Consider the following 15,355-nt stretch of genomic DNA (forward strand, 5'->3'; position numbering starts at 1 on the left):
TGCGAAGAAGCCTTCAAAGTGACGAACCGGCCGCGAAGCAGCCGGTTTTACGGGGGTGAACGACTCAAACGGCCAGAGTGAAGCCTTTGCCGTGGAGATCCAGATTGACGTTGTAGGCTTCATCCTGCGCGAACTGCGATGACCACTTGTCCATCAATGCTTCGCGCGCCTGCTGCGGGGCATGCAGCACACCGGAATGCACCACCTGCACATGCGGCGTCCATACGATCAGGTATCCAGCCTGCGCAGCCTTGAGGCACAGGTCGACATCGCCCAACGCTTCGGCGAATGCCTCCTCATCCAGGCCGCCCACTGCGTTGTACAGCTCCTTGGCAATCATCAGGCAGGCCGATGACACGGCAGAGTAGTTCTGCTCGACCACCAGCCGCTGCATGTAGCCGGTGGCGGTCTTGGGCTCGCCGACGAACCCAGAACCCACGCCGCCATTGAGTCCCAGCACCAGACCGGCCTGAGTCACTGCGCCTTCGCCATCCACCAGCTTGGCGCCTACTACGCCCACTTCCGGGCGCTGCGCCTGGTTGAGCAGTGATTCGATCCAGCCGACATTGACGATCTGACTTTCGGCATCCAGCAGGATCAGGTATTCGCCACCGGCTTCCTGGCTGATCAGATTGCGCAGGGCTGCGGGACTCATGCGCTGTTCGGCCCGGAACACCCGCACGCGACCCGACACCTGCTCCTGCCGGTCAAGCCAGGTCGACAGTTCGGCAGAGGTGCTGGCGTTGTCGCCGATCAGCACTTCATAACGCTGATAGCGGGTGCGTTGCAGAATGCTTTGCAGGCAACGCTGCAATTCGGGCAGGTTGTCCTGGCTGTGCAGCAGGATCGAAACCACCGGCCGATGGGCGTGGCGATAATCGATCTTGTAAGTACCAGGCTGCGCCGAGCTGATTTCTGCCTGATAACCGCGCTTGCCAAGGTGGCGCTTGAGCGCTTTTTGTTCGTCCGAGTTGTCTTTCAACTCGGGCGCATCACAGATCAGCAGCGGTTCGCTCAGATGGGCCAGGCCACTCATGCCGCCCTGCTCGATCAAGCGCAGCAACAGATCGAATTCCAGCGCCTCGGGAAACTCGCGCGAGTAACCACCCGCCTCGACCAGCAACTCGCGACGCACCAGCCAGTGACGAGCCATCAATGCCGGCAGGCTTTGCAGCAGGTCAAGGTTGAAACCAGGGCGGAACACCGGGGCCAGCGTGCCATTGGCTTGACGCTGAACCTCATCCACGGCAACAGCCCGGCACTGCGCCGCATCGATCAGCTCGGCGCTGGCCAGCAGCAGACCGCTGCGGGTGAACTCTTCGCCGGCCTGCGCGAGCATCAGCCAGTCGCTGGGCGACTGTTTGACGACCTGATTAATCTTGTCGACGTAATTGCTTTCGGTGACTTTCACAAAGTGCAGGGTATTGTGCAGCGTGGTCACGGCTGGCAATTCCCCGGTGGTGAACACCACCACCCTGAAGGCCTTGTAATGACTGTTGATCAGGCTGTCGAACGTGGACTGCAGCTTGAATACGTCAGCCTCAAGGTCCAGCAACAGGATACCGATCTGCGACCCGGCCGGTTTGCTGGCGAGCTTGTCGCTGATCTGCTTGAGGGCCTCAGGCGCCGGATCGCGCGAATCGAGCCAGTTGAGCAGTTGACCGGAAGCCATGCTATCGAGCAGCCGACCATTGTCGAAAGCGGATGCCGCCTGCAGACGCTGGCTCCACGCCGAAACCTGTTCGATCTGCTTTTCGCTGTCCTTGCCTTTGCCGCTGATCAATTCCGCGATCAGGCTCTTCACGACGCCCAGGTTGAAAGCGTAGGTTTCGTAGGCGTACCACAAGCGGCTGATGCGCGCCTCGGCGTCCGGGTTGCTCTGCTCGCGCAACAACTCGGCCTGCTTGAGCAGCGCCGCTTCCACCCCTTCCAGCTGCAGACGGCCCGCCGGCATCAGATGGGTGAGGAATTCGATTCTGGCCAGTTCATCGAACAGTGCCTGGTTGTAAAACGGCATTTCGACGAACTGGCGAGGCTCGAAGAGCGCGTCCGATTGCTCAAGGCCGACATTCCACACCGCGCTGATGATTTTCTCATCGCCCTGGAAGCCCTGAGTCTTGAGGCACTCGCCCATGGCGGCAAGACCGGCCTGAATCTTCTGTTCGCCCTGCGCGCCGTCGAAGCCCGCGCCTTCACCGAGCAGCGCGACCAGTTTTTTGGCGAACGCATCGCGGGCTGTCCTGGCTTTGGGATCAGTGTGCCTGACGGCGGCGGCAATGGCCGCGCCATGGCGCAGCTCGGCCTGCTTGCCCGAGGTGAAGTGCAGCGCATGAGGGACTGGCAGGATGCGCAGGCGAGCCGCCGCAACCAGATAGTTCATGTGGCCGATTTCCTGCCAATGCGGTTCGGTGTCATCGGTAACCGAGGTGAACCACTGCTGCGCCAGCTCCGTGCGCGTCACTGCGCTGAGCAGCGACAGGCTTTCGCTCATGAAACTCAGAACCCGCTCACCCGCGTCATCCGAGGCATAGTCTTCGCAGGTTTTGCGATCGCGACGGAAATAGTCCACCTGACCGACCTGCGCCTGATAGCTCAGGCTGTAGCCCTGACAGGCGCCGTAGGTCGGGTTGACCTCAAGAAAGCTCAGCGCTGCGCTCAGTGCATCAGGCAGCAAAAAACTGTCGACCGGAGCCTGAACCACGAAGGGGGTGGTCACCTGCTTGAGACCCTCTGCGATCCTGACGCCAAGGCTGGCACTGGCCAGCGCGTCACTGTGCAGGTAATGCAGGCCTGCTGTACCGGCAATCTCCGCATCAGGCTGGGCTGACGCATCGACCACTATGAGGGTGCACGGAAACTGGCTGTAATACTTCAAGGCGCGGCGCAGGAAGTCTGGCTGGTCCTTGGCCATCAACAGCAGGGTCAGGCGCTGATTCAAAGCGGTGTGTTCATTTCCCGAATGGCTTTGCATGATCTTTCCTTATAACGAATCGATTGCGCCTTCAACCGCAGCGGGCGTTGAAGCAAGAGCGTAGCGTGGCCGCACCAGCAGACAACCCGCTGGTGCGTGTTCAAACGGATCGGATCAGTCCGGCAACCAGCCGTTGGCCCAATATTGCAGGTTTTCGCCGCGCAACATGAAGTCACGCAGTACTGTCTCGCGCAACTCGTCGCCCATGCGGTAACTGGCATTGGGGTCGGACAAGTGCATGCGGATCGCCTGCAACCACTCTTCGGAGCTGTTGGTGTACACCCGGGTCGCTGGCAGATGGCCGCGATACGCCTCGGTGTCGGAGCAGATCACCGGGTAGCCGCAGGCGCCGTACTCAAGCAACCTGAGGTTGCTTTTGCAGTCATTGAAAATATGGAATTCCAGCGGCGCCAAGGCCAGATCAAGGTTCAGGCTGGCGAGCTTGGCCGGGTAGGTTTTCAGGCTGACCCCCGGATGGAACTCATGGATGTAGGGCTTGAGCAGGTCCGGGCACATGCCGAAGAACACCCACTCGACTTCATCAGCCAGTTCGCGCACCACATCGACAATCAGCTCCAGGTCCCCACGGTGGCTTGTGCCGCCGCCCCAGCCGATACGCGGCTTGTCGGAGCTGCGCCGCTGGGTTCTGAGGTTGCTCCACAAGTGGGTCGCCAGCATGTTCGGCACGACACGAATGTCGCTGTGCATGCTCGACAGCACCTCGGCCAGCGGATGAGTCGACACCACCACACGGTCACACAGGCCTATGCCTTTGCGAAGCATGGCACCGATGTTGTCCGGCATGTTGCGCTTGTGCTCGTTGCGCTCGGGGACATCGGCGATGTAGTCATCGAGTTCGAAAATACGCATGGCGCTGGAATAGTTCTTCGCCAGTTCGATGTCCGGAACCTTGGCTTCTGTGTAACGGCCCTGGAAAACGATGACATCGGGCGACTCACGCTCTATTTCGACCGGCGTTGCGGTCTCGTAAGTCATCCGGCCAACCACCCGCCCGGCCGCCATCAACTCCAGCAGTGGCTGGCTGACCCGGTAGTGACCCACCGCCGAAGAGTTGACCGCCATACCGAAAATGGACGGCAGATGGCGGGTACAGAACGGGCTCCAGCCTGCCAGCAGACCGGGGTCCAGAGCGAACGACAGCGCCTCGTTGAGGTACAGATTGGGGTTGTAGGCCTGATCCCTGGCCATTTTCGGCAGCCACTTCTGGAAGAACGATTTCTGCTCGTTGTCGAGTACCTGACGAGACGTCTCGTTACGTTCAGCGGCGGCAGGCTCGGCCAGTACCAGCGATGAATCCGGAGTACCGACGATCAGGTAGCCCTCGCGCCCGACGCGCATGCACAGGTCCAGGTCCTGCAGCCCCTGCGTGAAGGTCGTCGCCTCCAGTGCGTCGACGGCATCGAACACCTCTTTGCGCACCATCAGGCAATTGCCGCTGACCGCGCTCCAGTTCTGGGTCAATTGCAGACGCTGCATATAGCCGCTGGCCCCTGCGGGGAAATTGACGAACGGCCGACCGGCCAGGCCATCCATGCCCATGACCATGCCTGCGTACAGAATATTGCCTTGCGGATTGAGGATGCGTGGGCCGACGATCCCGACTTCAGGGCGCTGAGCATGGTGAACAAGCCCCTGCAGCCAGTCCGCCTGATGAATCAGGGCATAGGCGCTGAGCATCAGCAGATAATCGCCACGCGCCTGTCCGGCGGCGTGATTCTGGGCAGCTGCCTCGCTGCCTGCCGCGGACAGGGAAAAAATCCGCAGCTTGTCGCTGCCCAGCTCACTCATCGCCGTGAACCATGCCCGGGCTTCGGCGCTTTCGCTGGCGTTGTCGACGATCAGGACTTCGTAATTCGGGTAGGTGGTGTTGCTGAGCAGGCTGTCTATGCAGCGCTCCAGGGCGCCCAGTTGATCCTTGGCGGTGATGATGATCGAGACCAGCGGCAACGACGGGTGAACGTACTCGATGCGATTGAGCAACGGCAACTGATCGTGATGAATCACGTGTTCTCTGCCAATCCGTGACAGGTGGGCTGCAACCAGAGGCTCGCTGTGCTCGATGACACCGGGCAGTGACAGCCAGTCAGCGAATGCCAGACGCGACTCGACCTGCACTTCGGCAATGTGCTCGATGCTCTGCGGCCCTGCCCCCTCGACCAGACGCCAGATCACATCGTGCGGGGCGAGTTCATCGAAGGCCGGATCGAAACCGCCCATGTCGAGCAGATTTCGGCGCTCGAACGCCAGCGTGCGCCCGACATAAGGGTAGGCACGCAGCAGGTCCAGGTTGAAGCCGGGTTTGAATATCGGCTCTCTGGACTCGTCCTCGACCAGCGCGCCTTCGTCGCTGTAGACACACAGCAGCCCGGGGATCTGGGCGATACGCTCGGCCAGAATCAGCAACGCTGGCTGCGTCAGCCGGTCACCGGCGCGCAACAGGTAAACCCAGTCGGCACTGTCCAGCAGTGGCAATACTTCGTTCAGTTGCCGAGCCCAGTCCGGCTGCAGAGAAAAACGCAGCACCTGCGGATCGTCGACGCTGGCGTTGGTCAGCACCACCACCGAGTCTGCGGCATAGTCCTGTTCGGCCAGACTGCGCAAGGTGATATCGAGGGCCTCGGCATCGCCATCCGGGTCGATGATCACCGGCACGATCCGTGGCTGCCAGGCCCAACTGACAATGCGCTGTTCCAGCAACTTTTTTTGCGGCTCGGAAAACCGGCGGCAGGACAGCCACTCGGCGTAAAGCTCTGCGTAGCTGTCACTGTTGCTGCCGACGCGGCTCATCATGATGCCCTGACGACCAGCCATCACCCCGTAAAGACCGACCTCATCCCACTCGCGCGGCTCTTCTTGGGCGCGACGCAGAGGCAGAAAACGCACCCAGCCCTGGGCCGGTGCGTCTTCGCCGCTACGCGCCTGGAGCATTTCGTTCAGCCAGCCCCATTCGGTGGTGGCTTTCTGGTGCATATCGCCCTGACTGCTGAAGCGCCCCGGGTGCAAGCGTTCGGTGCTCTGAATACTGTGCAGCACAACGAGATTGCCGCGTCGCAGCAGGCAGATGAACAGCGTGAAATCCAGCAGCGCGACGAAACCCTGCGGCAGCGCAATGGACGGCAGGTATTCCTGTACATCAGCGCGGCGCATCAGCGCGCCACTGAAACCGCCCAGATAATTGCGCGGCGTGCGCTCGAAAATCGCCAGCATGTCCTCGCCCTTGAACACTGCGTCGTAGGGCACGAGGCCGACGTTTTCCATGCGGGCCGGCAATACATAATCATCGACGTCCACCAGATGGCGCTTGCTGACGACGAGTTGAACGTCCTTGTAGGTATCGAGGGTTTGCGCCTGATAAGCAACGCAGTAGTTATAGAGGCGGTCGTCATCACAGAGAAATTTGATGTACTCGCCACTCGCCTGCTCCAGACACTTGAGCAGATTGCCCTGAAACCCCAGGCGCTGAGGATTGCGCAGGTAACGGGCCCGGTCGCTGTCGGGAGCCACCAGTTCGTCGAAAATCGCCTTGATCTCGTCGGTACGGCAATCATCACAGACGATGACTTCGAGATTGTCGTAGACCTGGTCCAGCGCACTTTGCAGCGCTGCGCGGAAGAAGCGCGGATTGAGGGCGGGAATGACAATACTGACGAGAGGGACTGAATTCACTATGACTGACTCGCGAGCGGCTGGGGACCCTTCAGTCGAGTGGTCCCCCTCACCGCTGAAAAAAGACGGCGGATGCTCAACGTCAGAACTCAAAGCTGACTGAACAGGTTCAACTTGGATAGCATGGTAAACACCTGCTGAGAAGCGTCCAGCATGGTTTTCTGCAATGTCAGGCGGGTGGTCGCCTCGACAATATCGGCGTTCACGTAAGTGCCTTGCTCAGTGGTGTTGTTGCCTTTGAGCAGATCGTTGGTCGTGCCTTGTGCGGTTGCCGCCAGCTGACGCGCACCGCCACTGGAACGTGCCGTAGAGGCTTGTTCGATGGAACTGCTCATGTTGCCCAGCGCAGTGTTCAGCGCCGCCGTCATATTCTGCGAGGCCACCAGGTTGCCATCCGTGGGCGTCGACAGGGCTTTAATCGCAGCGGTCAGCGTATTCAGGATGTTCTCGGTCTGGTGTGTGCCGGATTCGACGATGAATTGGTCGCCTGCAGCCGGTGTGCCGCTGATATTGAAGTTCACGCCGGAGGCATTGGCCGTCGAACCGGTCATGGTGCCGCTGGACACTGGCTTGCTGTTACTGGTCAATGGCGCAGCATACAGGTCGTAATCGGTCGGGCTGGTGAACTTGAGGATTGCGCCTTCTGTGGGGAAGGTATTGTTGAACGCGGTACGGTCCGCAGCGGTATTGCCCACGGCAGAGCTGCTGACTGTCGCCGTCGAGGTATTGCCGGCGCTGCGCGCTGTGGAAACACTGTCCGGTGTCGACGCCAATTGGTAGCTGCGATTGGTCAGCGCCGCATCTGCGGTAGCGTCCGAGACCCGGTCAGCGGCAGGCAGGTTGACGTTGAGGGTCATTTCCACGCCGCGGAAGGTGAACGTCTGGGCATCGAACGAGCCGTGGGAAAACTTGCCACCCGACGACGTATCGGAACTCACGTCAGTGCCACTGGCATCAGTGATCTTGAACTGCGTGCCGCTGAGAAAGGTCAGCGTGTAAGGTTCGCCGCCCTGGTAGCTGGCGTTATAGGTCGGAGTGGACGTCACCAGGCCACCGCTGAGGCCGATCTTGCCGTCATCGGTTGCAGGAGAAAGCAGTGTGGCAGACGTACGGGTGGTGTTGACCGACTGCTCGAAAGCCTCGAAACCCGTGGTGTTGCTGGCCATTACCAGGCCGTCGCCTACCGCCAGATTGACGCTGGTCTGGTCGCCCTTGTAGCTGTAAGAGCCGTCAGCGTTCTGCGCATACGGTGGCGTCGAAGCCTTGGAACCTGAAAATATGTACTGACCATTCGGGTCCTGGCTATTCATCAAGCCCAGAATCTGGCTCTGGTACTGCTTGAGCGCCGAAGCCTTGGCGAGACGGTCGGAGTCGGTAAAGGCGCCACTGCCCGCCGAGACGATCTGCTCACGCGCAGCCTGCATCGTGTCGATGATGCTGGTCAGGGTCGTTTCGGTGGTCACAACGTTGGTATTGATCGTGCCGATATTGGTTTCGTACTGGGTCAGCATGGAGTTCTGCTGGGCCAGTTGCAGTACGCGCGCGGCACCCACCGGATCATCGCCCGCGGTATTGAGCTTGATGCCGCTGGAGACCTCTTCGCTGGTCTTGTTCAGGTTCGAATAGTTACGCTGATAATTGGTGTTCGTGGATTCGAAGAACTGGGTAGTCGAGATACGCATGGCTCACGATTCCTTAAAGACTGTTGATCAACGTGCTGAAAATGGTTTGTGCCGCCTTGATGATCTGCGAAGAGGCGGTGTAGTACTGCTGGTACTTGATCAGGTTGGACGCTTCTTCGTCGAGCGATACACCCGAGACCGAATCACGCGACGACTTGGCCTGGCTGACCACGGCCGCAGTGGCGGTCACATCGTTCTTGCTCTGGCTGGCCAACGTACCTACCACAGATACCGTACTTGCATACGCACCGGACAGGCTGGTGCCCACACCACCGTTGATGACGCCGACAGTCTTGGCGGTCTGCAGACCTGCCACCGCCAACGCATTGCGGTTATCGGACGAGCCACCACCGGTCATGCCAATGCTGAACGTGTCATTGGCAACCGGCGAGCCGGAGATAGTCATTTGCAGTTCAAAAGCGGTTTTGCTGCTTGGCGTCGTCGTAGTGTCAGTGTAGCCAACGTTCAACTTGACCGTGTTGGCCTGGCCCTGAATGATCGAACCGCCGACGGCGTTGCCATTCTGGTCAAGCACCGCACCGCCACTCGCATTGATCAGGGTGTAGCTCTGCACGCCGCTGCTGTTCGCAGCACCCATCACCAGTTTCATCGGGGTGGAGGATTTGAGCGCATTACGCAGATCAGCGGTCTGGGTGCTGTCGTAGATATTGGACTTGGTGTTCAGCACCGGCTGAGTGAAGCCACCGGTGCCGGAGTTGCTGCTACCCGCCGTTGCCGTCAGGGGCGCCGCAGCTGCAATGTCCTTGGCATCGGTCAGCGCCACCGAAATCCCCGCCGCGCCAGTACGGGTGGGGATGACCTTGAAACTGTCACCCGCCGCCAGCGTATTGCCGTTGAGGCTCACACTGAAGCCTTCGAACTGCTTGGGCGGATTGTCAGCCAGCGAACCGGCCCCCACGCTCTCGCCATTGGGCAGACGGCGCACGCTGAAATTCGATGAGTCGCTGAACGTCACTTCATAATCGTTGGCGGTCAGCTTGCTGGTGTCGCCGATCGTCACGTTGAGGTTGCCGGAGCCGACACTGTTGGTGGTTTTACCGATGCTGCGCTGGGTGATGGCATCCGCACTGTTGATGCTGGAGTACAGGTTCGAACCAAAGTTACCCTTGCTGTCGATGCCCTGATTCATCTGGCTGTTGACCTGATCGGACAGCACCATCGCGGTACGGCCCAATTCATTGGTCGCGGGCACCAGCACTTCGTTGCGATAACGCAACAGACCACCGATCGAGCCGCCAGTGAGCACTGAAGTCACATCCGTCTGGGTCTGGCCGTAGGCAACCTGCACGTTGTACTGCAACGGATCGGACGGGCTCGGGCTGGCCGACATCTTGTAGGACGTGCCGCCACTGACCAGTGATTGTCCGGTGCCGGTATAGATGTCGAAGTTGCCGTTGTTCTCGACAACCTTCACACCGACCAGCTCGTTGAGCTTACGAACCGCCTCGCTGCGCGAATCGAGCAAGGTGTTCGGCGTGGCGTTGCCCGCCGACGCTTGTGTAATCTGCTTGTTCAGGCTCGCCAGGGTGGTGGTCAGTTCGTTGACCTGCTTGGTGAACGTGTCGAGCTGCGTGTTGACGTTGTCGTTCTGCGTGGACAACTGCGACGACACCGAGTTGAAGCGTGCGCTCAACGCGCCAGCCTGGGTCAGGAACGACGAGCGTTCGGCCGACTGCGTGGCGCTGGTGGCGATGCCCTGCATCTTGGTGAAGAAGTCCGCCAGCTGCACAGAGATCCCCGTCGCACTGTCGGACAGCAATGTATCGGTCTTGCTGGCCTGACCGGAATAAGCCACTGCATCCGCGCTGAGGGCGGTGCTCGATTGCAATTGGGTGTCCAGATAGCCGTTGTAGATGCGACGTACGTCGGACAGCGTAGTGCCGGTACCGATGTAGCCTACACCCTGACCAAGAGCGATCTGCGCCGACGCCGTGGTCAGCACCTGCTGACGCGAGTAACCAGCGGTATCCACGTTGGCCGTGTTGTTACCGATGGTGTTGATCGCGGCACTGCTGGCATTGATACCTGAGAGCCCAATTGAAATCAGCGACATGAGTCAAACCTTATAAAGTCGTGGAAGAGCCCGCTGCAGCGGCGTAAGTCTGGTAACTCTTCATCTGCTTCGCAATCTGCGAAATCTTGCTGGCATAGTCCGGGTCAGTGGCGTAGCCGGCCTTCTGCAATTCTTTTACAAACTGTTCCGGTTTATCGGCCGAATTGACCACTTCTTTATACCGGCTGTTGTTCTGCAACAGACTGACCAGGTCGTGGAAGCTGTCGGCGTAGGAATCGTAGGAACGGAAGTCCGCCGTTTCCTTGACCATCTTGCCGTCGCGGAACTCGCTGGTGATCGCGCGTGCTTCGGCACCCTTCCAGCTGCCCGCCGCCTTGATGCCGAACAGGTTGTGGCTGCTGCTGCCGTCCTGCTGACGCATGATCGATTTGCCCCAACCGGTTTCCAGTGCCGCCTGCGCCACCAGCATGACCGGGTCGACGCCGATTCGTGCTGCGGCTTCCTTGGCCAGTGGCAGCATGGTTTCGACGAACTGATCGGCGTTGCTGAACGCACGCTTGGCCGGTGCCAGCGGTGGCTGGGCCATGGAGCGCACGTACTCAGGCGCGGGTGCCAGGTTCGGATCAAGAGTCCAGTCGCCGTTGTTGCCTGTGCTGCCGGCTGTCGCGCGAGCAGGTACCGGGCTGTTGCTGACCGCCGCTGTAGCGGAAGGCACGATGCCAGCCAGCAGACGATCGGTGAGCTTGGCGGGCAAGGACAGACGGCGCGAGTTGAGCATCGCCATGTCATTGCGCCCTTCTCCGGACGCCGATGCCGCAGCCGCCGCCTGATCGGCAGCCACCGAGCGTGTGGCCCACAACGGACGCTGGTAGACACTGGTCGCCAGGCCGGTCTTGGCCGGCGCAGCGTCGGTAGCGGCCGTTGCAGCCTTGGCGGCGTCGGTCGTATTGATCGGCGCGGCGTGGTTTATCCCCTTGTCTTTCGACAATTGGCGCATCAGCACGTCCTGCAAGCCGATACCGTTGCCACGGGTGGACAGCGTGACCGCCAGTTGCTGGTCATACATATCCTGATACTGCCGCGTGGCCGGGGTGTTCATCGGATTGTCCTTGGCTAGCACTTCGTTGGCCGAGCGCATGGCCTTGAGCATCTGGCTGACGAAGAGCGACTCGAACTCGCGGGCCACTTTCTTCTGGTTTTCCACACTGTCCTTGTCGCCATGCTTCAGCGACGCCAGACGGTTGACGTCGGTATAGGCACCCGAATCGACCGCCGACGAAATTCCGCTCTTGGGCATATCCATGCTCGAATCCTCAGATCACGATCAGGTCGGCTTGCAACGCGCCGGCCTGCTTAAGGGCTTCGAGAATGGCCATCAGGTCACCGGGCGCAGCGCCCACCTGATTGACCGCGCGAACGATCTCATCCAGCGTCGTGCCTGGACCGAACTTGAACATCGGGTGCAACTCCTGCTGGGCATTGACCCGCGAGCGTGGCACGACCGCAGTCTGACCACCGGACAATGCGCCCGGCTGGCTGACGATCGGGTCTTCGGTGATGGTCACGGTCAGGCTGCCGTGGGTCACGGCAGCAGGCGAAACCTTCACGTTCTGGCCGATGACGATGGTGCCGGTCCGCGAATTGATGATGACCTTGGCAGCGGTCTGGCCCGGATCGACTTCCAGGTTTTCCAGAATCGACAGGTAGTCGACACGCTGGCCCGGATCAAGCGGCGCGGTCACACGCACCGAACCACCGTCCAGCGCCTGAGCGACGCCCGGGCCCAGCAATTCGTTGATCTTGTCGACAACCCGCTTGGCAGTGGTGAAGTCGGAGCGATTCAGGTTCAGGGTCAGGGTATTGCCCTGATTGAAGCCGCTCGGCACCGAACGCTCGACCGACGCTCCGCCAGGAATGCGCCCCGACGACGGAACGTTGACAGTGATTTTCGAGCCGTCACGGCCTTCCGCGTCGAAACCGCCGACCACCAGGTTGCCCTGAGCGATGGCGTAAACGTTGCCGTCGACACCTTTCATCGGTGTCATCAACAGCGCACCACCGCGCAGGCTCTTGGAGTTACCGATCGAGGAAACGGTGATATCGACCGTCTGGCCCGGTTTGGCAAATGCTGGCAAATCTGCGTACACCGCAACTGCTGCAACGTTTTTCAACTGTACGGTGCCAGAGCCGGCCGGGACCTTGATGCCGAACTGCGACAGCATGTTGTTGAAGGTCTGCAGGGTGAACGGGGTCTGGGTGGTCTGGTCACCTGTACCATTGAGACCAACGACCAGACCGTAGCCGATCAACTGGTTGGCCCGTACGCCGGAGATGCTCGCGATATCCTTCAGACGCTCGGCGTGGACGCCGAACGCTGTGGACAACAACAAGGTCGCCGCTATCAGTTGCTTGAACTTGATCATGTTTATCCCGCTATCAGAAAGGGAACAACGGGCTGAGGAAGAACCGGTCGAACCAGCCTGGCTGGCTGGTATCGGCAAAGGCTCCGGTCCCCGAATAGGTAATACGTGCATCAGCGATACGGGTGGACGACACAGTGTTGTCGGTCGCGATGTCATCAGCCCGGACCAGACCGGCAATGCGCACCAGCTCGTCACCGGTATTGAGGGTCATCCACTTCTCGCCACGTACCGCCAGAATGCCGTTGGGCAGCACATCCGCAACCGTCACGGTGACCGAGCCGGTCAGACTGTTGCTCTGTGCGGCCTTGCCGTCACCCTTGGTGGTCCGCGCGCCGTTGTAACCGGCGTTGAGGCTCAAATCATTGCCGCCAATCGGGTTGTTAGTGGTCAGACCCGAACCGAAAAGCGAGGTCAGACCAATGCTGTTGTTGCTGTTCTTGGACATCGCCGAAGTGGCCGCCTTGCTCGCCGCCATACGCTCGGAAAGCGTGATGGTGATGATGTCGCCAATGCGGAAGGCCTTGCGGTCACCGTACAGGTTCTGCTCGAAACCGGCCTGATAGATGGCGCCATTGTTGGCAGCCGCCGACATGGGCGTACGCGGCAACACCGGAGCGTAATAAGGGTCATTGGGCTTGGCCGTCGGCGCAACACAGCCGGACAGCAGGGTGATCCCGCACAATGAAGCGATCAACACTGAAAAACGCGGAACACTAAGGCGGTTCATGACACTTGAAACCTCGCGGTGTAACAGGCGCTTATCAGGCGCCCCATCGGATTGAGCGGTTCTACGAGCAGCGACATCAAGGACTTACAGGTTCTGCGTCAGGTTTTGCAGCATCTGGTCAGCGGTCGAGATCACTTTGGAGTTCATCTCGTAAGCGCGCTGGGTAGTGATCATGTTGACCAGTTCCTCAACGGTGCTGACGTTGGAGTTTTCCAGAGTGTTCTGCAGGGTCGGACCCAGGCCGTTAAGGCCAGGCGTGCCGATCTGCGGCGCGCCGCTCGAACCGGTTTCCAGGTACAGGTTGCCACCCATGGCCTGCAGACCGGCCGGGTTGATGAAGTCTGCAGTCTGGATGTTGCCGATGATCTGCGGCGTAGCGGTTGCACCTGCCAGCGTGACGGAAACAGTACCGTCCTGGCCGACCGTGAAGGTCTGGGCGTTCTGCGGAACGACAATCGCAGGCTCGAGGGCATAACCGTTGGCGGTCACGATCTGGCCGTTGGCGTCGAGGTGGAACGTACCGTCACGGCTGTAGGCAATGGTGCCGTCCGGCTGGGTCACCTGAAAGAAACCACGACCGTTGACCGCCAGGTCCAGCGGGTTGTTGGTGGTCTGCAGGCTACCGGCAGTGAAGTTCTTCTGCGTGCCGACAATGCGCACACCGGTACCCAGTTGCAGGCCGGAAGGCAGTTCGCTGTCTTGGGTGGACTGGGCACCCGGCTGGCGTTTGATCTGATACAGCAGGTCCTGGAACTCGGCACGGTCACTCTTGAAACCCGTGGTCGAGACGTTCGCCAGGTTGTTGGAGATGGTGGTCAGGTTGGTGTCCTGAGCGGCAAGGCCGGTTTTGGCGACGTATAGTGCAGGAAGCATGTGTGTTCTCCTCGAGCGCCGGTTTGTCGGCGCAAGCTGTCATTGATTAGCCAAGTTGCAAGACGCGAGCCATAGACTGATCGTCTTCTTCGGCGGTCTTCATCATCTTGACGTGCAATTCGAATTGACGGGACAAGGCCAGTACCGAGGTCATTTCCTCGACCGCATTGACGTTGCTCGCCTGCAGAAAGCCGGACTCGACCTGAACGGTGGCGTCTGCGTCGGCAGGCCGGCCGGTCTTGGTGTGGATCAGGCCGTCAGGGCCCTTCTCCATGGTCTTCAGGTCAGGCCTGACCAGCTTGATGCGGTCAACCTGCGCCATCACCTGCGGACTCTCGCCCAGCGAACGAATGCTGATCGTGCCGTCGGCGCCGATCTCGATCTGCTGCTGAGGCGGCACGGCGATCGGACCGCCGTTGCCCATAACCGGCAAACCACTGCCGTCGCGCAACACGCCCAGGGCATCGATGTTCATGCCGGAACTGCGGGTATAGGCTTCACCGCCGTCGGGCGTCTGCACGGCGATCCAGCCATCACCCTTGACGGCGATGTCCAGCTCGCGACCGGTCTGCACCATGGCACCGGCGGAAAAGTCGGTACCGGGACGCTCGCTCATGGCGTAGGCGCGCGATGGCATGACCTCGCCAAACACCGGCATCGAGCGGGCCTGTTCAAGGTCACGCATGAAACCGTTGGTCGAGACGTTTGCCAGGTTGTTGGCATGAGCCTTTTGCGCGATCGCGTTTTCGGATGCACCGCTCATTGCGACGTAAAGCAACTTGTCCACAGTCTTCCTCCTCCGACAGACGCTTGCCGCCTGTAGCTGTTCTGAAAGGGTTAAAGCAATTTTTGAACCAACTTGTCAGGCTCGATACAAATGCCTGATTAACCAGTAAAAACTGGTGTTCGCCGATGACCTGAGGACAGAGCGCCAGCCAATAGCGGCGGCGGACTGCC

General features: G+C 60.2%; 9 protein-coding genes. All 9 read right to left on the reverse strand.

Annotation, left to right across the window (positions count from 1 at the left end):
- Positions 1-64 precede the first annotated feature (64 nt).
- The 9 genes from V476_RS02440 to V476_RS02480 all read right to left on the reverse strand — a co-directional run bounded on the left by V476_RS02440 (position 65) and on the right by V476_RS02480 (position 15,185).
- Positions 65-2,971: a TIGR00180 family glycosyltransferase gene (locus V476_RS02440; RefSeq protein WP_024960294.1), complete on the reverse strand. Its 2,907-nt coding sequence runs from the start codon at positions 2,969-2,971 to the stop codon at positions 65-67.
- A 114-nt stretch (positions 2,972-3,085) separates the two neighbouring features.
- Entirely contained in the window at positions 3,086-6,658 is a 3,573-nt protein-coding gene (locus V476_RS02445; RefSeq protein ID WP_024960295.1) for a glycosyltransferase, read from the reverse strand.
- An 89-nt stretch (positions 6,659-6,747) separates the two neighbouring features.
- Positions 6,748-8,340, reverse strand: coding sequence for a flagellar hook-associated protein 3 (locus tag V476_RS02450; protein WP_024648360.1), 1,593 nt, complete (start codon positions 8,338-8,340; stop codon positions 6,748-6,750).
- Between the two features lie 13 nt (positions 8,341-8,353).
- The gene (flgK, locus tag V476_RS02455) at positions 8,354-10,414 is read right to left on the reverse strand and encodes a flagellar hook-associated protein FlgK (protein ID WP_003391318.1); all 2,061 of its coding nucleotides are present in this window, start codon (positions 10,412-10,414) and stop codon (positions 8,354-8,356) included.
- Positions 10,415-10,424: 10 nt separating this feature from the next.
- Positions 10,425-11,678, reverse strand: coding sequence for a flagellar assembly peptidoglycan hydrolase FlgJ (flgJ, locus tag V476_RS02460; protein ID WP_003422153.1), 1,254 nt, complete (start codon positions 11,676-11,678; stop codon positions 10,425-10,427).
- 10 nt (positions 11,679-11,688) lie between these two features.
- Positions 11,689-12,798 carry a flagellar basal body P-ring protein FlgI gene (locus V476_RS02465; RefSeq protein ID WP_024960296.1) on the reverse strand — a complete coding sequence of 370 codons (1,110 nt, stop codon included), beginning with the start codon at positions 12,796-12,798 and terminating at the stop codon, positions 11,689-11,691.
- Between the two features lie 13 nt (positions 12,799-12,811).
- The gene (gene flgH / locus V476_RS02470; protein WP_003316787.1) at positions 12,812-13,525 is read right to left on the reverse strand and encodes a flagellar basal body L-ring protein FlgH; all 714 of its coding nucleotides are present in this window, start codon (positions 13,523-13,525) and stop codon (positions 12,812-12,814) included.
- Positions 13,526-13,609: 84 nt separating this feature from the next.
- The gene (gene flgG / locus V476_RS02475) at positions 13,610-14,398 is read right to left on the reverse strand and encodes a flagellar basal-body rod protein FlgG (protein WP_003404338.1); all 789 of its coding nucleotides are present in this window, start codon (positions 14,396-14,398) and stop codon (positions 13,610-13,612) included.
- 46 nt (positions 14,399-14,444) lie between these two features.
- On the reverse strand, positions 14,445-15,185 hold the full coding sequence (locus V476_RS02480) for a flagellar basal body rod protein FlgF (RefSeq protein WP_003316785.1): 741 nt from the start codon (positions 15,183-15,185) through the stop codon (positions 14,445-14,447).
- Positions 15,186-15,355 lie beyond the last annotated feature (170 nt).

Origin of the sequence: Pseudomonas syringae KCTC 12500, from assembly GCF_000507185.2 — a bacterium.
Lineage (GTDB): Bacteria > Pseudomonadota > Gammaproteobacteria > Pseudomonadales > Pseudomonadaceae > Aquipseudomonas > Aquipseudomonas syringae.